The sequence below is a fragment of the Micromonospora sp. BQ11 genome (genome assembly GCF_052068135.1).
GTDB lineage: Bacteria > Actinomycetota > Actinomycetes > Mycobacteriales > Micromonosporaceae > Micromonospora.
The window spans coordinates 90,241-109,984 of sequence record NZ_JBQHDB010000017.1 but is presented as its reverse complement, the minus strand read 5'-3'; the positions used below and the strand labels follow the sequence as shown (position 1 = coordinate 109,984).

Annotated in this window: 17 protein-coding genes; 11 read left to right on the top strand and 6 right to left on the bottom strand. The window is 72.3% G+C overall.

What is annotated here, in order from left to right; translation table 11 throughout:
* Positions 1 to 152: 152 nt before the first annotated feature.
* Together ACTMSW_RS27880 and ACTMSW_RS27875 are read left to right on the top strand one after the other, a co-directional pair.
* Complete coding sequence (locus ACTMSW_RS27880) at positions 153 to 800, top strand: hypothetical protein (protein WP_441183690.1); 648 nt, start codon at positions 153 to 155, stop codon at positions 798 to 800.
* Between the two features lie 66 nt (positions 801 to 866).
* On the top strand, positions 867 to 1,901 hold the full coding sequence (locus ACTMSW_RS27875; protein ID WP_441183689.1) for a hypothetical protein: 1,035 nt from the start codon (positions 867 to 869) through the stop codon (positions 1,899 to 1,901).
* Positions 1,902 to 2,030: 129 nt separating this feature from the next.
* Here the strand turns inward: ACTMSW_RS27875 and ACTMSW_RS27870 are convergent, their stop codons facing one another.
* The 4 genes from ACTMSW_RS27870 to ACTMSW_RS27855 all read right to left on the bottom strand — a co-directional run bounded on the left by ACTMSW_RS27870 (position 2,031) and on the right by ACTMSW_RS27855 (position 6,163).
* Positions 2,031 to 2,975 carry an ABC transporter substrate-binding protein gene (locus tag ACTMSW_RS27870; protein WP_441183688.1) on the bottom strand — a complete coding sequence of 315 codons (945 nt, stop codon included), beginning with the start codon at positions 2,973 to 2,975 and terminating at the stop codon, positions 2,031 to 2,033.
* Between the two features lie 50 nt (positions 2,976 to 3,025).
* Positions 3,026 to 3,958: an ABC transporter ATP-binding protein gene (locus tag ACTMSW_RS27865; protein WP_441183687.1), complete on the bottom strand. Its 933-nt coding sequence runs from the start codon at positions 3,956 to 3,958 to the stop codon at positions 3,026 to 3,028.
* Between the two features lie 106 nt (positions 3,959 to 4,064).
* A complete protein-coding gene (locus ACTMSW_RS27860) occupies positions 4,065 to 5,117 on the bottom strand; it encodes a FecCD family ABC transporter permease (RefSeq protein ID WP_441183686.1) in 1,053 nt (350 codons plus the stop codon).
* A complete protein-coding gene (locus ACTMSW_RS27855) occupies positions 5,114 to 6,163 on the bottom strand; it encodes a FecCD family ABC transporter permease (RefSeq protein WP_441183684.1) in 1,050 nt (349 codons plus the stop codon). The genes ACTMSW_RS27860 and ACTMSW_RS27855 overlap by 4 nt, the downstream gene beginning before the upstream one ends.
* Positions 6,164 to 6,299: 136 nt before the next feature.
* Here ACTMSW_RS27855 and ACTMSW_RS27850 point away from each other — a divergent pair, with 136 nt between their 5' ends.
* Together ACTMSW_RS27850 and ACTMSW_RS27845 are read left to right on the top strand one after the other, a co-directional pair.
* The gene (locus ACTMSW_RS27850; protein ID WP_441183683.1) at positions 6,300 to 6,659 is read left to right on the top strand and encodes a YciI family protein; all 360 of its coding nucleotides are present in this window, start codon (positions 6,300 to 6,302) and stop codon (positions 6,657 to 6,659) included.
* A gap of 41 nt (positions 6,660 to 6,700) precedes the next feature.
* Positions 6,701 to 7,030 (top strand): hypothetical protein, encoded by a 330-nt coding sequence (locus tag ACTMSW_RS27845; protein WP_441183682.1) that lies wholly within the window; start codon positions 6,701 to 6,703, stop codon positions 7,028 to 7,030.
* A gap of 22 nt (positions 7,031 to 7,052) precedes the next feature.
* On the opposite strand, the gene ACTMSW_RS27840 is transcribed toward ACTMSW_RS27845, so the two are convergent.
* Positions 7,053 to 7,490: a cytidine deaminase family protein gene (locus ACTMSW_RS27840; protein WP_441183680.1), complete on the bottom strand. Its 438-nt coding sequence runs from the start codon at positions 7,488 to 7,490 to the stop codon at positions 7,053 to 7,055.
* 129 nt (positions 7,491 to 7,619) lie between these two features.
* Here ACTMSW_RS27840 and hrpA point away from each other — a divergent pair, with 129 nt between their 5' ends.
* On the top strand, positions 7,620 to 11,678 hold the full coding sequence (gene hrpA, locus ACTMSW_RS27835; RefSeq protein ID WP_441183679.1) for an ATP-dependent RNA helicase HrpA: 4,059 nt from the start codon (positions 7,620 to 7,622) through the stop codon (positions 11,676 to 11,678).
* 80 nt (positions 11,679 to 11,758) lie between these two features.
* Complete coding sequence (locus ACTMSW_RS27830) at positions 11,759 to 12,535, top strand: hypothetical protein (protein WP_441183678.1); 777 nt, start codon at positions 11,759 to 11,761, stop codon at positions 12,533 to 12,535.
* A 16-nt stretch (positions 12,536 to 12,551) separates the two neighbouring features.
* Here the strand turns inward: ACTMSW_RS27830 and ACTMSW_RS27825 are convergent, their stop codons facing one another.
* Positions 12,552 to 13,481 (bottom strand): LysR family transcriptional regulator, encoded by a 930-nt coding sequence (locus ACTMSW_RS27825; RefSeq protein ID WP_441183677.1) that lies wholly within the window; start codon positions 13,479 to 13,481, stop codon positions 12,552 to 12,554.
* A 35-nt stretch (positions 13,482 to 13,516) separates the two neighbouring features.
* Between ACTMSW_RS27825 and ACTMSW_RS27820 the strand changes: the two genes are divergently transcribed.
* From ACTMSW_RS27820 to ACTMSW_RS27800, 5 genes are all read left to right on the top strand, one after another.
* On the top strand, positions 13,517 to 14,248 hold the full coding sequence (locus tag ACTMSW_RS27820; RefSeq protein WP_441183676.1) for a succinate dehydrogenase cytochrome b subunit: 732 nt from the start codon (positions 13,517 to 13,519) through the stop codon (positions 14,246 to 14,248).
* 2 nt (positions 14,249 to 14,250) lie between these two features.
* On the top strand, positions 14,251 to 16,188 hold the full coding sequence (locus ACTMSW_RS27815; RefSeq protein ID WP_441183674.1) for a fumarate reductase/succinate dehydrogenase flavoprotein subunit: 1,938 nt from the start codon (positions 14,251 to 14,253) through the stop codon (positions 16,186 to 16,188).
* A complete protein-coding gene (locus ACTMSW_RS27810; RefSeq protein WP_441183672.1) occupies positions 16,185 to 16,949 on the top strand; it encodes a succinate dehydrogenase/fumarate reductase iron-sulfur subunit in 765 nt (254 codons plus the stop codon). The genes ACTMSW_RS27815 and ACTMSW_RS27810 overlap by 4 nt, the downstream gene beginning before the upstream one ends.
* Before the next feature lie 664 nt (positions 16,950 to 17,613).
* A complete protein-coding gene (locus tag ACTMSW_RS27805; RefSeq protein ID WP_441183671.1) occupies positions 17,614 to 18,798 on the top strand; it encodes a zinc-dependent alcohol dehydrogenase in 1,185 nt (394 codons plus the stop codon).
* Positions 18,795 to 19,739 (top strand): SDR family NAD(P)-dependent oxidoreductase, encoded by a 945-nt coding sequence (locus tag ACTMSW_RS27800; protein WP_441183670.1) that lies wholly within the window; start codon positions 18,795 to 18,797, stop codon positions 19,737 to 19,739. Before ACTMSW_RS27805 ends, ACTMSW_RS27800 begins: the two co-directional genes overlap by 4 nt.
* Positions 19,740 to 19,744 lie beyond the last annotated feature (5 nt).

The following is a 19,744-nucleotide window of genomic DNA, read 5'->3' as shown; positions in this document are numbered from 1 at the left end:
GCCTCGTGCGGCCGTGCCCACAATGGGCCGATCGGGCCGTGGGAACAGTCCACACACCCCACCTCGCGGAAGTCCTCCCAACCCCTGGGCGATGTCACTCCCGTCGATTAGAATGTATGTACTAATCGAGTTGTTGACCTGGGAGGACGCCCGTGACCGCGCCCACCTCCACCGCCCCACTGACCCCCTACGCCACCCTCCTCGGGTTCACCCGCTACGTCGACCGCACCGGGCCCACCAAGGCCACCTTCGTCGGCGGGTTGCGCAAGCAGCGGGCCAGCCGCTCCGGCTTCAACCCGCACGGCCAGTTCGTCAAGGCGCTCAAGGCCGACATCGCCTTCCACACCGGCGGCACCCACCTCGACCAGGTGGTCGACGTGGTCAAGCCCCGCTGGCGTCCGCTCTACCAGGCACTCGTCCCGGGGGCGACCGCCTGGCTGCACTCGCTGGGCGAGCCACGCGACGTCGACCTGGCCCAGACCCGGGACGCACTGGCCATGCTGGGCGACCTGCCAGTCAAGATCAACCCCCACTTCGGCGTACGCCACGCCGACGGTCGCGTGCAGGCCGTCCGGCTGCACTTCGACGAGGCCCCGCCCAGCGAGGAGGCGGTCCTCGCCACCCTGCACCTGATGGCCCGCCACATGGACGCGGTGCTGCCGCACGCCGAGCCGGTCCTGGTCGACGTTCGCCGCGGCCAGGCCCACCAGATGCCCGAGAGCGCCAAGACCGACCAGATCGAACAGTGGCTGGCCGGCGAAGCAGCGGCCTTCCAAGCCATCTGGTCCACCGCCGCCTAACCCCCTCGCCCCCTCGCCCCCTCCCCCTCCCCCTCCCCCTCGCCCCCTCCCCCTCCCCCATCGCGATTGCGGCTGCATTTACCGAGAAAGAGTGGCTATTCGGCGAAGAATGGCCACTCTTTCTCGGTAAGTGCGCCGATCGGGCCGGACGTGTGGGTTATCCTCAGGGGGTTACGTGGCGGGTGGGGGCGGGAGAGGCTTGCCGGTATGGCTCGCGCACCTCGCCGTCCGGCCGGACTGGCCGGGCAGGTCTTCTTTGCCCGTGACGTCATCCATCGAGGTCTTCTCACCAGGAACGAGCTACGCACGAGCGCGTGGCAGCGCCTGTTCCACAACGTCTATGCGGACGCGCGACTGGCGATCTCACATCGCACCCGCTGCCGAGCGGCCGCATCCTGGCTCTTTCCGCCGGGCTGCGTGATCGCGGGCAGGTCGGCGGTAGCGCTGCACGGTGGTCCGGAACCCCAGCCAGACGAGCCGGTCGAGGTCCTGGTCGATCCCACCTCCCGGTTCGGCCCGTTCGGCGGCCTTCTCATCCACGTCGCCCCGTTGCGCGACACCGACATACAGCGGCTCGACGATGTGCCGGTCACCACCGCCGTACGCACGTGTTGGGATCTGACGTGCTGGCTGGAGACCGGTGAGGCCGTGGCGCACATCGACGCGCTTCGTCGGATGGGCCTGGTCCACCTCGAGGATCTCGAGCACTACCTGTTCGAACACCGTGGTGCGAGAGGCTGGCGACGGTTCGCGGAGGCGGTGAGTTTGAGCGATGCGGGCGCAGAATCCCTGCCCGAATCGCGACTTCGCGTTCGCATCGTGAAGGCCGGTCTACCCCGCCCGGTCACCCAGCACGTCATCAACCGCAACGGTTGTTTCGTCGCCCGCGTCGACCTCGCCTGGCCCGACCTGAAAGTCGCCGTCGAGTACGACGGCCTCTGGCACCGGGACCCCACCCAGTTCCACCGGGACCGCCAACGACTGAACAAGATGCTCGGAGACGACTGGCTCGTCCTTCACGTCACCAGCAAGCGGATGCGCGAAGACTTCGACAGCTTCCTCACCGAGCTCCGCAGCGCCCTCACCTCCCGCCGCCGGTAACCCCCCTCCCCCCGCGCGGGTAGATCGGCCACCACTTACACGGAAAGAGTGGCCATTCAGCGTGGAATGGCCACTCTTTCCGTGAAACTGCCCGGTGGGGGCGGGGGGTGGGGGCGGGGGGGGTGGGGGTTAGGCGGTTAGGTACTTGGTTAGGTCGTCGAGGATCTTGTTGGCGGCGCCGACGCCGATGCCGGTCATCCAGACCTCGTCGCTGACGACGTGTGCCTTGCCCGCCTTGACCGCGGACAGGTTCTTCCACAGGCTGCCGCCGGTGACGGTGCCCTGCTCGGCGACGGCCTTCTGGCCGTACGCGGTCACGAAGATGACGTCGCCGTCGACCTCGCTGATCCGTTCGGGGCTGACCAGGTCGAAGCGCTTGTCCTCCTTGCCGGCGAGCTTCTGCCGCTCCGGGCGGCCGAGGCCGGTGTCCCCGATGACGATGCCGGAGAACGAGTCCGGGCCGTACACGCGGATGGCGCCGGGGATGAACCGCACGATGGAGATCTCGCGGGTGGCGGCGTCGCCGAGCGTCGCGCCGAAGTCCTTCGCCCGCTTCTCGTAGGTGTCGAGCAGCCCACGGGCCTCCTGCTCCTTGCCGAGGGCCTTGCCGTCGAGGAGGAGGTTCTCCTTCCAGGTGATGCCCACCTTCTCGGTGAAGACGGTGGGCGCGATGGCGGCCAGCTCGTCGTAGAACTTCTCCTGGCGGAACTTGCTGCCGAGGATCAGGTCCGGCTTGAGGGCGTTGATCGCCTCCAGGTCGGGCTCGGTGAGCACCCCGACCTCGGTGATCCCGGCGAGCTTGTCCTCGCCGAAGTACGTCGGCCAGCTCTTCGCCTCGCCGGCGGTGGCGGCACCGACCGGCTTCACACCGAGGGAGAGCGCGGTGTCGATCTTGTCGGTGTCGAGCACCACGACCCGCTTCGGCTCCGCCGGCACCTTGGTGGTGCCCATGGCGTGGGTGATCTCCCGGGTCTCCCCGGTGGAGGTGTCGGCGACCGGGTCGCTCTCACCGCAGGCGGTGAGACCGACGCCGAGGGCGAGCGCCGCGGTGAGTGCGGCGGCGAGACGACGCATGAGGTTCCTTTCGAGGTACGAGCCGGTGCGCGGCACGCCGCGCCGACCGGTCAGGGCTGGCGGGACACCGGAGCGGTGGCCGCCGGAGCGGAGGGGGTCGGAGCGGAGGGGGTCGGAGCGGAGGGGGTCGGAGCGGCCGTCGGGCCCGGAGCCGGAGCGGGCACCGGGACGACAGGTGCCGGGGCGTGGGCGGTGGGCGACAGGGACGGTGCGGTGAGACCGGGCACCACGAGCGGCGCACCGGTCACCGGGCAGGGGACGACGACGCAGTCGAGGCCGAACACGTCCCGGACCAGGTCGGCGGTGAGGATCTCCCGGGGTGGCCCGGCGGCCACCACGGCACCGGAGCGCATGGCGATCAGGTGGTCGGCGTACCGGGCGGCCTGGTTGAGGTCGTGCAGCACGGCCACGACGGTCCGGCCCCGTTCGACACGGAGGCGGTGTAGCAGGTCCAGCACCTCCACCTGGTGCGCCAGGTCGAGGAAGGTGGTGGGCTCGTCGAGCAGCAGCGCCTCGGTGTCCTGGGCGAGCGTCATGGCGATCCACACCCGCTGCCGCTGCCCGCCGGAGAGGGTGTCGACCGGCCGGTCGGCCAGACCGGCGACGTCGGCGAGGGCCATCGCCCGGTCGACGGCGGCGCCGTCCTCGTCGGACCACTGCCGCCACCACCGCTGGTACGGCTGCCGGCCCCGCCCGACCAGGTCCGCGACGGTGACGCCCTCGGGCACGAGCGGGCTCTGCGGCAGTACGCCGAGCCGGCGGGCGACCTCGCGGGTGGGCAGGTCGCGGATGGCGGTGCCGTCGAGCAGCACGGTGCCGCGCCGGGGCGTGAGCAGGCGGGCCATGGTGCGCAGCAGGGTGGACTTGCCGCAGGCGTTGGGACCGACGATGACGGTGAAGGCGTCGGCGGGCAGGTCGAGGTCGAGCCCGTCCAGCACGGTCCGCTCGTCGTAGCCGGCGACCAGGTCGCGGGTCGAGAGCATCACGCCTCCTTGCAGGGGTCGGCGAACGGGAGCGTGACGGCGGCGCCGCCACGGTGGCCGACGCGCGGCCCGGTGACCTCCGCCGCCAGGCCGGGAGCGGAGGCGGTCACGACGGCCTCCGGCGGCCGCGGAGCAGCAGGAACATCAGGTACGGGCCGCCGATGGCGGCGGTGAGCACCCCGGCGGGCAACTGGGTCGGGGCGAACAGCCGACGGCCGGCCAGGTCGGCGAGCACCAGCAGCAGCGCGCCGACGAGGGCGGCGCAGACCATCGGGGGACGCTCGGCGCGGACCAGGCGCCGGGCCAGTTGCGGGGCGACCAGGGCGACGAAGTCGACCGCGCCGACCTGCGCGGTGACCATCGCGGCGACGACGACGCCGGTGCCGGCGAGGCCGATCCGGCGGGCCGTGGGCCGCAGGCCGATGCCCCGGGCGGTGTCGTCGTCCAGGGCGCTGCTGTTCAGGGCCCAGCCGGCCCAGGCCAGCACCGGCAGCAGCACGGCGAGGGTGGCGGTGATCCAGAGCGTCTCGGTCCAGCCCTTGCCGGCGAGGGTGCCGATCAACCAGATCTGCGCCCGCAGCCCGTCGATGGGGTCGGCGGTCAGCAGCACCACCTCGGTCAGCGCGCGCAGGGCGAACGCGACCGCGACGCCGGCGAGCACGAACCGCTGCGCGGCCAGCCCGTGCCGGGCGCCGAGGGCGAACAGCAGCGCCGCCGCGACCAGCCCTCCGAGCAGCGCGCTGGGCGCGACGACGACGGCGGCGGCACCACTGGTGAGAGCGACCGTGGCGGCCAGGCCGGCACCCTGGGTGATGCCGATGACGTCGGGACTCGCGAGGGGGTTGCGGGCCACGCTCTGGATCAGCGTGCCGGCCACGCCGAACGCGGCACCGGCCGCGGCGGCCAGCACCAGCCGGGGCAGCCGCAGATCGAGGACCACCAGGTCGTACGGGGTGCCGACGCCGGAGAGCGCACGGAGCACGTCGGCGGTGGCGACGTACGGGGTGCCGAGGGAGAGGCTGAGCAGACCGGCGACCAGCAGCAGCACCGTCGTCGCGGCGGCGACGAGCACCGCCCGACGGCGGATCTGCACGCTGACCGGGCCGACCCGCAGCAGCGACCGCCCGGGCAGGCCGGTGACAGCGGTCTGCCCGGTCACGCCGTCACCACCTTGGCGCGGCGGACCAGGACCGCCAGCAGCGGAGCACCGATCAGGGCGGTGACGATGCCGGCCGGCACCTCGCCCGGCGGGTCGATCAGACGGCCGACGACGTCGGCGCCGAGCAGCAGCGCGGGCCCGAGAAGGGCGGACACCGCGAGGGTCCAGCGGTGGTCGGCGCCGACGAGTGCCCGGGCGAGGTGCGGGACGGCGAGACCGACGAAGGCGATCGGACCGGCGGCGGCGACCGCGGCACCGGTGAGCAGCACGGCGGCGGCGCCACCGCCGAGGCGGACCAGGCCGATGCGGTGGCCGAGGCCCCGGGCGACGTCGTCGCCGAGGGCGAGCGCGTCGAGGCCCCGGGCGACCAGGACCGCCAGGACGAGGCCGGCGAGGACGAACGGCAGCACCTGGACGGCGACCGACATGTCCCGGCCGGTGAGCCCGCCGACCACCCAGAACCGGTACTCCTCGAAGGTGCGGGCGTCGATGCTGAGCAGCGCGTACACGACGGAGGCGAGACTGGCGTCGAGCGCCGCGCCGACCAGCGCGAGGGTGACCGGGCTCGCGCCGTCGCGGGCCCGCGCGGCCACGGCGAAGACCAGCACGCCCGCGCCGAGCGCGCCGGCGATGCCGAACCACACGTACCCGGCGAGGGTGGTCGCCCCGAACACGGAGATGGCCAGCACCACGCCGAACGAGGCGCCGGCGCTGATGCCCAGGATGCGCGGCTCGGCCAGCGGGTTGCGGGTGAGGGCCTGGAGGAGCACCCCGGCGACGGCGAGCGCGAGGCCGACGATGAGCCCGAGGGCCGTACGGGGCATGCGCAGGTCCCGGACGATGGTGGTGGCCTCGCCGCCGTCGGGGGCGACCAGCGCGTGGAAGACCTGCGCGACGGCCAGCGACCGGCTGCCCAGCGCGAAGCTGGCGAGGACCGCGAGCACCAGCACCACCGCGGCCGCGACGGTGACCGCGAGGCGGCGGCCCGTCCGGCGGTCCGGCCGGGTGCCGGCGGCGGGGGCCGTCGGGGTGGCGAGGGTGGTCACGTCTCTCCTGAGCGTTCGGCTTAGGGTCGCCTTACCTTAGCCGAAGTACTTAGGTGAGCCTAACTCGCCGTGGTCGATCCGACCCGTCCGGCGGCGAAGGCTCACCGGTGCCCCGGTACGGCCCTACGCTGGGAGGATGCGATTCGACCAGCACACGGTCGTGCTCCTGGTGCGCCCGCCGGACGCGCCGGAGCTGCCGCCCGAGGCGGCGGACCGGTTGCAGGACGCCCACCTCGCCCACCAGGCGGGGCTGGTGGACCAGGGGCTCGTGCTCGCCGCCGGCCCGTTCGTCCAGACCGACGACGAACGGCTGCGCGGCTTCGTCGTGCTGTCGGTGGATCCGGTGGCGGCTCGCGAGCTGTACACGAACGACCCGGCGGTCCGCGCCGGTCGGCTGGCGGTGCAGGTGATGAGCTGGATGGTGCCCGAGGGCATCCTGCGCTTCGAGGACGTGCCGCTGCCCCGGTCGATGCTGGAGGCCGCCGCCGGCGACTGAGCGGGCCGCCGCCCTGGCGTGACCCCGCTACCCTCGGCGCCGTGAGCGACGGACAGCAGCACGGGCACCGGCGACTGGTCGTCGCGGCGGTGCTCGCCGGGGCCGGCGCGCTCGCGCTGGTGGCGCTCGGGTGGTGGATGCGCGACTGGGAACACCGCACCGACCCGGCCCGACTCGTCGACTTGTCCTGGTGGAGCGGTGCGGGGGTCAGCGCGCTGGGCTACCTCGGGCTCGGCAAGGCCGGCCTGAAGCTCGGCCTGCTGGCCGCCGGGGGCGCCGCCGGCCTGGCCGTCTGGCTGCGCGGACGCCGGCGGCGTGGGGACGGAGGCGACGTCGGGGGTACGCCCGACCAGCCGGGGATCCCGGACTGAGGCACCCGCCGCGGCGGTGACCTCAGTCCTCGACACCCGAGCGGGGTGCCGGGAGGACGCCGTCGAGCCGGTGGTCGGCCCCCGCGTACGTCTCCGGCGGCAGCGCGGCGATCGGCACCACCCGCAGCCCGTCCAGCGGTCCGACGATCACCCGGATGGTCGGGAAGTAGTCGTGCAGGACCTGCCGGCAGCGCCCACAGGGCGCGACGACCGCGCGCCCCCGGTCCCCCACGACGACGATCGTCTCCAGGTCGGTGACGCCCTGCGTGGCGGCGGTGCCCACCACCACCACCTCGGCGCACGGCCCGCCGGTGACGTGGTGGACGTTCACGCCGGTGAAGACCCGACCGTCGACGGTCCGCGCGGCGGCGGCGACCGTGTGGTTGGCGCTGCGGCAGCGCAGCTTGGCGACCGCCGTGGCCGCCTGCACCAGCGCCCGGTCGGTGTCCCGCAGAATCATCGTTCGCCCCCCGTGCGCCCCGGTGATCGTCCGGGCCGGGCCCGGAGACGTCGGTCAACTGTAGGACGGCGACGACCGGCGGTAACCCGCGGGCGGTACGGCGGCGGGCTGCCTATCCTTGGCGACGACATGCAGAATCCAGCCGCCGCCGCCGCGCCCGACTCCGTCCGCGAGCTGCACCGCCGCACCGACCCGCTGATGTTCCGCGACCAGCGCCGCATCCAGCGGCGGCTGGAGGACGTACGGAAGCTGCGCGACATCGACCGGCGGTCCTCGGCGCTGGCCGAGATCGCCGTCGAGGTGGCCCGGGCCGAGGCGCGGCTAGCCGAGCGCCGGGCGGCGGTGCCGGTCGTCACCTATCCGGCGGGACTGCCGGTCAGTGAGCGCAAGGACGATCTCGCCGCGGCGATCCGTGACCACCAGGTGGTGATCGTGGCCGGCGAGACCGGCTCCGGCAAGACCACCCAGCTGCCCAAGATCTGCCTGGAGCTGGGGCGCGGGATCACCGGGCTGATCGGCCACACCCAGCCCCGGCGACTGGCCGCCCGGACGGTCGCCGACCGAATCGCCGAGGAGCTGGGCACGGAGCTGGGCGACGTGGTCGGCTACAAGGTCCGCTTCACCGACCAGGTCAGCGACCGCAGCCTGGTCAAGCTGATGACCGACGGCATCCTGCTGGCCGAACTGCAGACCGACCGGATGCTCCGCCAGTACGACACGCTGATCATCGACGAGGCGCACGAGCGCAGCCTCAACATCGACTTCATCCTGGGCTACGTCCGGCAACTGCTCCCCCGCCGGCCCGACCTGAAGGTGATCATCACCTCGGCGACCATCGAGACCGACCGGTTCGCCCGCCACTTCGCCGGCCCACCGACCGAGGAGCACCCCGACGGCGTGCCGGCGCCGGTGGTGGAGGTGTCCGGGCGGACGTACCCGGTGGAGGTGCGCTACCGGCCGCTGGTCGAGGTCACCGGGGCCGAGGGTGACGACTCCGAGGACGAGGAGAACGTCCGCGACCAGGTCCAGGCCATCGGCGACGCGGTCGAGGAGCTGGCCGCCGAGGGGCCCGGCGACGTCCTGGTCTTCCTCTCCGGCGAGCGGGAGATCCGGGACACCGCCGACGCGCTGGGCAAGCTGGTGCAGTCCAAGCGGTCGCTGCTGGGCACCGAGATCCTGCCCCTGTACGCCCGGCTGTCCTCCGCCGAGCAGCACCGGGTCTTCGCCCCGCACACCGGGCGCCGGGTGGTGCTCGCCACCAACGTCGCGGAGACCTCGCTGACCGTGCCCGGCATCAAGTACGTGGTGGACCCGGGCACCGCCCGCATCTCCCGCTACTCCCACCGGCTCAAGGTGCAGCGGCTGCCCATCGAACCGGTGTCCCAGGCGTCGGCCAACCAGCGCAAGGGCCGCTGCGGGCGGACGTCCGACGGCATCTGCATCCGCCTCTACGACGAGCAGGACTTCGCGTCCCGGCCGGAGTTCACCGACCCGGAGATCCTGCGCACCAACCTCGCCTCGGTCATTCTCCAGATGACCGCCATCGGGCTCGGCGACATCGCCGCGTTCCCGTTCATCGACCCGCCGGACCGGCGCAACGTCGCCGACGGCCTCAACCTGCTGCACGAGCTGGGCGCGATCGACCCGGCCGAGACCGACCCGGCGAAGCGGCTCACCGCGCTGGGACGGCGGCTGGCCCAACTGCCGGTCGACCCGCGACTGGCCCGGATGGTCCTGGAGGGCGAGCGCAACGGCTGCGCCACCGAGGTGATGGTGATCGCCGCCGCGCTGTCCATCCAGGACCCGCGCGAGCGGCCGGCGGAGAAGCAGGCCCAGGCCGACCAGGCGCACGCCCGCTTCGCCGACCCCGAGTCGGACTTCGTCGCCCTGCTCAACCTGTGGCGGTACCTGCGCGAGCAGCAGCGCGAACTGTCCTCCAGCGCCTTCCGCCGGATGTGCAAGGCGGAGTACCTGAACTACCTGCGGGTCCGCGAGTGGCAGGACATCGTCAGCCAGCTGCGCCAGGTCCTGCGTACGCCCGAGCAGGGCGACGGGCGGCGCGGCCGGGGCGGCGCGACGGAGGCCGCGCCCGACGGGGGCCGGCGCGGCCGGGGCGCGGACCTGCCGGAGGAGATCGACACCCCGAAGGTGCACCAGTCGCTGCTCGCCGGCCTGCTGTCGCACGTCGGGCTCAAGGACCCGCAGAAGCACGAGTACCTGGGCGCGCGCGGCGCGAAGTTCGCGCTGTTCCCCGGCTCGGCGCTGTTCAAGAAGCCGCCGCGCTGGGTGATGGCCGCCGAGCTGGTGGAGACGTCCCGGCTGTGGGGGCGGGTGAACGGGCGGGTCGAGCCGGAATGGGTCGAACCCCTGGCACAGCACCTGGTCAAGCGCAGCTACAGCGAGCCGCACTGGGAGAAGAAGCAGGCGGCGGTGCTCGCCTACGAGAAGGTCACCCTGTACGGCATCCCGATCGTCACCTCCCGCAAGGTGAACTTCGGTCGCATCGATCCGGCCCTGAGCCGAGAGCTGTTCATCCGGCACGCCCTGGTCGAGGGCGACTGGTCCACGCACCACCGGTTCTGGACGGACAACAAGCGGCTGCTCGGTGAGATCGAGGAGCTGGAGAGCCGGGCCCGGCGGCGCGACATCCTGGTCGACGACGAGACGATCTTCCAGTTCTACGACGAGCGGATCCCCGCCGACGTGGTGTCCGGGCGGCACTTCGACGCCTGGTGGAAGAAGACCCGCCGGGAGCGGCCCGACCTGCTCACCTTCACCCGCGACCTGCTGGTCAACGCCGGCCGGGGCGGGGTGGACGAGGCCGACTACCCCGACGAGTGGAGCGCCGACGGGGTGACGCTGCCGCTGACGTACCGCTTCGAGCCCGGCACCCCGACCGACGGCGTGACCGTGGACATCCCGCTGCCGCTGCTCAACCAGGTGCCCGCCGAGAGCTTCGACTGGCAGGTGCCCGGCCTGCGCGAGGAGCTGGTCATCGCCCTGATCCGGTCGCTGCCCAAGGCGATCCGGCGCAACTTCGTGCCGGTGCCCGACTACGCCCGCGCGGCGCTCGCCGCCATGCCGGCCGGCGAGGAGCCGCTGCTGGACGCGTTGACCCGGCAGCTGCGTCGGATGACCGGCGTCACCGTGCCGCGCGACGCCTGGGACACCGCGAGGCTCCCCGCGCACCTGCGGGTCAGCTTCCGGGTCCTCGGCGAGGACGACAAGCCGGTCGCCGAGGGCAAGGACCTGCCGGCCCTGCAACGCCAACTCAAGGCCGAGGTACGCCAGGTCGTCGCCGCCGCCGCGCCGGACGTCGCCCGGACGGGCCTGCGGGAGTGGAGCATCGACGTTCTTCCCCGCACCATCGAGCAGGTCCGGGCCGGCTACGCGGTGACCGCGTACCCGGCGCTGGTCGACGAGGGCACCACCGTCGGGGTGAAGGTGTTCGACTCCGCCGCCGAGCAGGAGGCCGCCCACTGGGCCGGCACCCGGCGGCTGCTGCGGCTGACCGTGCCGTCCCCGGCGAAGTTCCTCCAGGGACGCCTGAGCAACGAGGCGAAGCTGGCGCTGAGCCGCAACCCGCACGGCGGCGTGCAGGCGTTGATCGAGGACGCGACCGGGGCCGCGATCGACAAGCTCATCGCCGACACGGGCGGCCCGGCCTGGGACGCCGAGGGCTTCGCGGCGCTACGGGAGAAGGTCCGCGCCAACCTGGTCGACACCGTCGTCGAGGTGATGGACCGGGTGCGTCGGGTGCTCGCCGCCGCGTACGCCGTGGAACAGCGCCTGGGCGCGACCCGGAACCTGGCCGTGGTGGCCGCCCTCGCGGACATCCGCGCCCAGCTGAACGGCCTCGTGTACAAGGGGTTCGTCACCGAGACCGGGTACGCGCGCCTGCCCGACCTGCTGCGCTATCTCACCGCCATCGATCGGCGGCTGGACCGGCTGCCCGGTGACCCGGCGCGGGACAAGTCTCAGCAGGACCGGATCGCGGTGGTACGGAAGGAGTACGACGACCTGCTCGCCGCGCTGCCGCCGTCCAGACGCCAGTCGGCGGCGGTACGGCAGATCCGCTGGATGATCGAGGAGCTGCGGGTCAATGTGTTCGCGCAGGCCCTCGGCACCCCTTACCCGGTCTCCGAGCAGCGTATCTATCGCGCCATGGACGACGCCGAGGGGCGGTGAGCCGCCCGCCGGCGTTCGCGGGGGCACCGGGGGTGGTTCGCGGGGGCTAGCCTGTCGGCACTGCGACAGGGGGTGGGCTCGTGGGTCGTCGGATGCCGTTCGTCGCGATGCTGGTCCTGGGCGGTGTGCTCCTGGGCACGGTCGGCCTGAGCGTCGGTTCGTGGTGGGGCGGTCGCGGCAGCACGCCACTCGAACCCGAGCGGGCGCGGGTCGTGGCGGCGGAGCTGCTCCCCACGGTCGAGCCGACCGGCAGCTCCACGAACGTCCGCGCCGCCCGGTACGGGGTCCTCCTGGCCACCGACGACTTCGGTTCAGGTCGAATCGAGTTCCAGTACGGCGAGCGTGCCGACTGCGGGCTCTCCGACCAGCTCCGGCGCAATGCCACGGCCCAGGGATGGCAGGGCCTGCGTCGGGTGTCGGCCGGTCCCTGCGACGGCTGGCGGGCCGAGAAGCGTGGGTTGACGGCGATGCTCACCCACCGGTCGACCGGATCGACGTTGGGCCTCGCCTCGGCCGCGCCCGACGGGTTCCTCGCCGCCACGGTCACCGGCACCCTCATCGGCGCCGCCACCGGTGCGACCCTGTTCGGGCTGCTGGCGCGACGACGTCCGCCCGTACCCCTACTGGCCGGCACACTGGCGACGGTGGGCCTGCTGCCCGGCGTCGTCCCGACCTGGTGGGACCTGAGCACGACGGGGCTCGCCGAGCCGGTGTGGCCGATCTGGCCGGCGCTCGCTCCCCTGCTGGTGCCGCTGTGGCTCGTGTTCCTGCTGGTGGGCTGGATCGTTGCCAGCAAGCGAACGACCCGGACCGGTCCCACCGCCGCGCCGGCCACCGGAGAACCCGCGATCCGTTGACCCGGCACGGCCGGAGCTACAGCGGCTCCACGCCGGGGGGCAGCTCGCCGTCGGCGGTGGCGTCCCGGACGTAGTCGAGCAGTATCCGGCGCAGCTCCCGGCCCGCGTGGGTGGGCACCACGTCCCGGCGGCGGGCCACCCCGATCGTCCGGCGTACGCCGGGTGGGGCGAGCCGGGTGACCCGGACACCCGGCCGGCGCGCGACCACGATGCCCGGCACGACCGCCACACCCAGTCCGGCCTCGACGAAGCTGAGCACGGCGTCCATCTCGCCGCCGTCCACCGCCACGGTCGGCTCGAAGCCGGCCGCCCGGCACGCCTGGAGGGTGGCGTCGCGCAGGTCGTAGCCCTCGCGGAACATCACCATCGGCTGGTCACGCAGGTCGGTGATGCGCAGCTCCCCGGTCCCCGTCGCGTCCGGCAGCGCGTCCACCGAGGCGACGACGAGGCTCTCCCGCAGGATCGGGTCGGCGCGCAGCCCGGGGTCGGTGCCCTGCGCCGGCATGATGATGAGCGCCAGGTCCAGGTCGCCGCGGAGCAGGTCACGGACGAGGTCCTGGGAGCCGCCCTCCTCGACCTTCAGGTCGACGGTGGGGTGGGCGTCGCGGAAGCGGCGCAGCACCGGCGGCGCGAGGGAGGTCGCCAGGCTGGGGGTCGCGCCGAGGCGTACGCGTCCGCGGCGCAGGCCGACCAGCTCCTGCACCTCGCGGGTGGCCGTGTCCACGTCGGCGAGGATCCGCTTGGCCAGCGGAAGCAGCACCTCCCCGGCGGCGGTGAGCGCGATGTTGCCCCTTACCCGCTCGAACAGAGGTGCCCCCAGGTCGGTCTCCAGGGCGTGAATTTGCTTACTCAGCGAGGGCTGGGTTATCCCGACGATGTCGGCTGCTTGGGTGAAATGTCGTACTTCTGCGACCGCCACGAAGTACCGGAGCTGATGGAGCTGCATCTAGATAGCCTACGGCTATCAACACTGCGAGTTCGATGCATTGGACGACTGATCAAATCGCTCCTAGCGTCGATCGCGTGGTAGTCACGAGAACTCGGTCGCCCATCCGTTCCAGCGTCGGCCTGAAGGCCGTCATGGCGGTGACGGGCATCATGCTGGTGCTGTTCCTCGTCGCGCACATGCTCGGCAACCTGAAGGTCTTCACGGGCGCGACGTCCTTCAACCACTACGCGGAGTGGCTGCGCGAGCTGGGCGCACCCCTGCTGCCGGGCGTGTGGGCCCTGTGGATGCTGCGGATCGGCCTCGTGGTGGCCGTGGTCGGCCACATCTGGGCCGCCACCACGCTCGCCCTGCGGGCCCGCGCCGCGCGCCCGGTGCGGTACGCGCACCGCAAGAAGGTTCAGGGCAGCTACGCGGCCCGGACGATGCGCTGGGGCGGTGTGATCATCCTGCTCTTCGTGATCTACCACATCCTGGACCTGACCACCGGCACCCTGAACCCGGTCGGCGACCCCACCCGCCCGTACGCCAACGTCGTCGCCGACTTCGCGCCGGAGCGCTGGTACGTCACGCTCTTCTACACCCTGGCGATCGTCTCCATCGGCTTCCACCTGCGCCACGGCATCTTCAGTGCGGTACGCAGCCTCGGCCAGCAGACCCCGCGCGGTGAGCGTCGGGCGAAGAACGTCGCGCTGGCCTTCTCCGTCGCGCTGTGCGCCGGCTACCTGGTGGTCCCGTTCGCCGTACTCACCGGATTGGTGTCCTGACCATGGATCTCTTCACCGAGGGCGACCCGATCGCCGACACGAAGGCTCCCGAGGGCCCGGTCGAGAAGCGCTGGGAGACCCGCCGCTTCGAGGCCAAGCTGGTCAACCCGGCCAACCGCCGCAAGATGACGGTGATCGTGGTCGGCACCGGCCTGGCCGGCGGCTCGGCCGCCGCGACCCTCGCCGAACAGGGCTACCGGGTCAAGTCCTACTGCTACCAGGACAGCCCGCGGCGGGCGCACTCCATCGCCGCGCAGGGTGGCATCAACGCCGCCAAGAACTACCGCAACGACGGCGACTCCGTGCACCGGCTGTTCTACGACACCGTCAAGGGCGGCGACTTCCGCTCCCGGGAGTCGAACGTGCACCGGCTGGCCGAGGTCTCGGTCAACATCATCGACCAGTGCGTCGCGCAGGGCGTCCCGTTCGCCCGCGAGTACGGCGGCCTGCTGGACACCCGCTCCTTCGGTGGCGCACAGGTGCAGCGCACCTTCTACGCCCGGGGCCAGACGGGCCAGCAGCTCCTGCTCGGCGCGTACCAGGCGCTGGAGCGGCAGATCGGCCTGGGCAACGTGGAGATGAACGCCCGGCACGAGATGCTGGAGCTGGTCGTCGTCGACGGCAAGGCCCGGGGCATCGTCGTCCGGGACCTGGTCACCGGAGAGATCACCACCGAGTTCGCGGACGCCGTCGTGCTCGCCTCCGGCGGCTACGGCAACGTCTTCTACCTCTCCACGAACGCCAAGGGCTGCAACGTCACGGCCACCTGGCGGGCGCACCGCAAGGGCGCGTACTTCGCCAACCCCTGCTACACGCAGATCCACCCCACGTGCATCCCGGTCTCGGGCGACCACCAGTCGAAGCTGACCCTGATGAGCGAGTCGCTGCGCAACGACGGCCGGGTGTGGGTGCCCAAGGCCAAGGACGACGACCGGGCACCGCGGGACATCGGAGAGGACGAGCGCGACTACTACCTGGAGCGCATCTACCCGTCGTTCGGCAACCTGGTGCCCCGGGACATCGCCTCCCGGGCCGCGAAGAACGTCTGCGACGAGGGCCGCGGTGTCGGGCCGAGCAAGCTCGGCGTCTACCTGGACTTCGCCGACGCCATCGACCGCCTCGGTCGCAAGGCCATCGAGGCGAAGTACGGCAACCTCTTCGAGATGTACGAGCGGATCACCGGCGAGGACCCGTACGAGGTCCCGATGCGGATCTACCCGGCCGTGCACTACACGATGGGCGGCCTGTGGGTCGACTACGACCTCCAGTCGAGCATCCCCGGCCTGTTCGTGATCGGTGAGGCGAACTTCTCCGACCACGGCGCGAACCGGCTCGGCGCCTCGGCGCTGATGCAGGGCCTCGCGGACGGCTACTTCGTGCTGCCCACCACGATCGCCAACTACCTGGCGGCCGGCCCGTTCGAGCCGGTGGAGGCCAGCAACCCGGCGGTGGTGCAGGCGCGGCGCGACGTCGAGGACCGGATCCAGCGGCTGCTGGCGGTCAACGGCGACCGGACCGTCGACTCGTTCCACCGCGAGCTGGGCCAGATCATGTGGGAGCACTGCGGCATGGAGCGCTCCGAGGCCGGACTCCGCAAGGCCATCGACGAGATCCGGGCGCTGCGGGAGCAGTTCTGGCAGCGGGTGCGCGTGCCGGGTGACGGCGAGGGGCTCAACCAGTCGCTGGAGAAGGCCGGCCGGGTGGCCGACTTCTTCGAGCTGGCCGAGCTGATGTGCATCGACGCCCTGCACCGCGAGGAGTCCTGCGGCGGCCACTTCCGGGCCGAGCACCAGACCCCCGACGGCGAGGCGCAGCGCGACGACGACCGGTTCGCGTACGTCGCGGCCTGGGAGTTCACCGCCACCGGCGAGCCCGCGGTGCTGCACAAGGAAGACCTGAAGTTCGAATACGTCCACCCCACGCAGCGGAGCTACAAGTGAACCTGACCCTGCGCATCTGGCGCCAGTCCGGCCCCGAGGACAAGGGTCGGATGGTGACCTACAAGGTCGACGACGTCTCACCGGACATGTCGTTCCTGGAGATGCTCGACGTGCTCAACGAGCGGCTGATCCTCGCCGGCGAGGAGCCGGTGGCGTTCGACCACGACTGCCGCGAGGGCATCTGCGGCATGTGCGGCCTCATGATCAACGGCAACGCGCACGGGCCGCAGCGCGGCACCACCGCCTGCCAGCTGCACATGCGGCAGTTCGCCGACGGCGACACGATCGACATCGAGCCGTGGCGGGCCCGCGCCTTCCCGGTCGTCAAGGACCTGGTCGTCGACCGGAACGCCTTCGACAAGATCATCGCTGCTGGCGGGTACATCACCGCCCCCACCGGCAGCGCCCCCGAGGCCCACTCCACCCCGGTGGCCAAGGCCAACGCCGACGCCGCCTTCGAGTCGGCGGCCTGCATCGGCTGCGGCGCCTGCGTGGCGGCCTGCCCCAACGGCTCCGGCATGCTGTTCACGGCCGCCAAGGTCACCCAGCTCTCGCTGCTGCCCCAGGGCCAGCCGGAGCGGTACACCCGGGTGATCGGCATGGTCGACGCCCACGACGAGGCCGGCTTCGGCGGCTGCACCAACGCCGGCGAGTGCACGGTGGTCTGCCCGAAGGGCATCCCGCTGAACACCATCGGCCGGCTCAACCGGGACTACCTGGCCGCCACCCGCAAGGGCGGGGGAAACACTCCGGGCTCCTGAGGCCCGGCTCCGCTCTGGCTCTGGCTCCGCGATGATGCCGCCGCATCCCATCAGGTGCGGCGGCATCGCCGTATCCTGCCCGGGGCAGCGGATGCGGTTCACGCGCTGTCGAGCTGAGTCATCCACGACATCACCGGCGCCTCGGGGTTGACCAGAGCGGGTCGCACCGCATGGTCAACTCGGGTTCAGTGAAGTCGGGGCGTCAGGCGGCCTCCGACGGACCGACTTCAGTGAAGTCGAGTGGATCATGCTTGTCGGCGGCCGGGACGTGCCCGGCGGAGGTGTTGGGCTCCACGCCACGCCCTTCACCCAGCCACCGGGCCAGCAGGCCACCTGGCATCGGGACCGGCCACCGGCCACCCGGCACCGGACGACGGCCATCCGACACCCGGCACAGAACGACGGCCACCCGGCACGGGGCGACGGCGCGCTCGGCGCGGGGGCCGGGCCGGTGGGCGATTCCACCCGGCGATCCATCGGCGTCATCAGCTCGACAGGGCCCGTCCGGGCGTACCGCGCGTTGCCGCACGCGTCCTCGTCACCGGCAGCGGACCCGCCCGGGAAGACGCGGAGGTCGGTTCAAGTCTTCGTGGGCGGGTAGCACCCCGGGCGACGGCACGACGGCGGCGGCGACGACGACGACGACGACGAGGGGAACACTGGCATGAAGGCACTGACCTGGCAGGGCAAGCGGGACGTACGGGTCGAGGAGGTGCCCGACCCCCGGATCGAGGAGCCGACCGACGCGATCGTCCGGATCACCTCCACCGCCATCTGCGGCTCCGACCTGCACCTCTACGAAGTGCTCGGGCCGTTCCTGAAGCCGGGCGACGTACTCGGTCACGAACCCATGGGCATCGTCGAGGAGGTCGGACCGGGGGTGACCCGGCTGAAGCCCGGCGACCGGGTGGTCGTCCCGTTCAACATCTCCTGCGGCTCCTGCTGGATGTGCGACCGTCAGCTGTACGCCCAGTGCGAGACCACCCAGGTCACCTCCGAGGGCAAGGGCGCCGCGCTGTTCGGCTACACCTCGCTGTACGGGTCGGTGCCCGGCGGGCAGGCGGAGTACCTGCGGGTGCCGCACGCCCAGTTCGGCCCGATCAAGGTGCCCGAGACCGGGCCCGACGAGCGGTGGCTCTACCTGTCCGACATCCTGCCGACCGCGTGGCAGGCCGTGAAGTACGCCGACACGCCGCCCGGCGGCACCCTGGCCGTCTTCGGGCTCGGACCGGTGGGCCAGCTCGCCGCCCGCATCGGCCGGCACCTCGGCGCGGACCGGGTCATCGGACTGGACCTGGTGCCGGAACGGCTGGAGATGGCCCGCCGGCACGGCATCGAGGTGCTCGACGTCACCGACCTGGACGACGTGCCCGGCGCGCTGATCGACCTGGTCGACGGGCGCGGCCCGGACGCGGTGATCGAGGCGGTCGGCATGGAGGCGCACGGCTCCACCACCGGGAAGCTCGCCCAGACCGCCGCCGGCCTGCTGCCGGACAAGCTGGCCCAGACGATGACCGACAAGGTCGGGGTGGACCGGCTCGTCGTGCTCAAGGCCGCGCTGAAGGCCGTCCGGCGGGGCGGCACGGTCTCCATCTCCGGGGTGTACGGCGGTGAGGTCGACCCGATGCCGCTGATGGAGATGTTCGACCGGGGCATCCAGCTGCGGATGGGCCAGTGCCACGTGCGCCGCTGGACCGACGAGATCCTCCCGCTGCTCTCCGGCGACGACGACCCGCTGGGCGTGGAGGACCTGCGGACCCACCGGGTGCCGTTGCAGCGCGCGCCGGAGGCGTACGAGATGTTCCAGAAGAAGCAGGACGGGTGCGTCAAGGTCGTGCTCGAACCGTGAGCCGTACGGTGGTCGTCACCGGCGCGACCAGCGGGATCGGCCGGGCGGCGGCCCGGGAGTTCGCGGAGCGCGGGGACCGTCTGGTCCTCGCCGCCCGCTCCCCCGCCACTCTCGCCGACGTCCGCGCGGAGTGCGAGAAGGTCGGCGCGGAGGTGCTGGACGTACCGACGGACGTCACGGCCGACGGCGCCCTGGCGGCGCTGGCCGACGCGGCGGTCCAACGGTTCGGCGGCGTGGACGTGTGGGTGCACACGGCGGCGGTGATGGCGTACGGGCGCTTCGACGAGACCCCGGAGCGGGTCTTCGAGCAGGTGGTCCGCACCGACCTGATCGCCGCCGCGGCGGTGGCCCGGGTGGCGTTGCGGCACTTCCGCGGCAACGGCGGCGGGACGCTGATCCTCACCGGCTCGGTGCTGGGGCACATCACCGCGCCCTTCATGAGCGGATACGTGGCGAGCAAGTGGGGTCTGCAGGGGCTCGCGCGGGCATTGCAGCAGGAGGCCCGGGAGACGCCCGGAGTGAACGTCTGCATCGTCAGCCCGGGCAGCGTGGACACGCCGGTCTACCAGCAGGCGGCCAACTACCTGGGACGCGTGGGTCGCCCGCCGCTGCCGATCAGCAGCCCGGAGCGGGTGGCGCGGGCCATCGTGGACTGCGCGGACCGGCCCCGGCGGGAGGTGTCGGTGGGCCGGCTCAACGTGGTCATGCGCTTCGGGTTCACGGTGCTGCCCGGCGTCTACGACGTCCTCGTCGTACCCCTGATGCGCCTCGCCGGGCTGACCAACCGACCGGTCGCGCCGCACGATGGGGTCGTGTTCGCGCCGAACCCGGCGGGTGAGTCGGTGAGCGGCGGGTGGCGGCCCGACCTGGCGCAGGTGGTACGCAGTGTCGGCGCGCTGCCCTGGTCGATCGGCGGCGCCGTCCGACGACGACTGCGGTGAGCATC

Bases quoted from the DNA above. Each gene is read 5' to 3' on its own strand.
- ACTMSW_RS27870 (WP_441183688.1), bottom strand. From the start codon at position 2,975: ATGCGTCGTCTCGCCGCCGCACTCACCGCGGCGCTCGCCCTCGGCGTC.
- ACTMSW_RS27865 (WP_441183687.1), bottom strand. From the start codon at position 3,958: ATGCTCTCGACCCGCGACCTGGTCGCCGGCTACGACGAGCGGACCGTG.
- ACTMSW_RS27850 (WP_441183683.1), top strand. From the start codon at position 6,300: ATGCGATTCGACCAGCACACGGTCGTGCTCCTGGTGCGCCCGCCGGAC.
- ACTMSW_RS27840 (WP_441183680.1), bottom strand. From the start codon at position 7,490: ATGATTCTGCGGGACACCGACCGGGCGCTGGTGCAGGCGGCCACGGCG.
- hrpA (WP_441183679.1), top strand. From the start codon at position 7,620: ATGCAGAATCCAGCCGCCGCCGCCGCGCCCGACTCCGTCCGCGAGCTG.
- ACTMSW_RS27825 (WP_441183677.1), bottom strand. From the start codon at position 13,481: ATGCAGCTCCATCAGCTCCGGTACTTCGTGGCGGTCGCAGAAGTACGA.
- ACTMSW_RS27820 (WP_441183676.1), top strand. From the start codon at position 13,517: ATGCATTGGACGACTGATCAAATCGCTCCTAGCGTCGATCGCGTGGTA.
- ACTMSW_RS27815 (WP_441183674.1), top strand. From the start codon at position 14,251: ATGGATCTCTTCACCGAGGGCGACCCGATCGCCGACACGAAGGCTCCC.
- ACTMSW_RS27805 (WP_441183671.1), top strand. From the start codon at position 17,614: ATGAAGGCACTGACCTGGCAGGGCAAGCGGGACGTACGGGTCGAGGAG.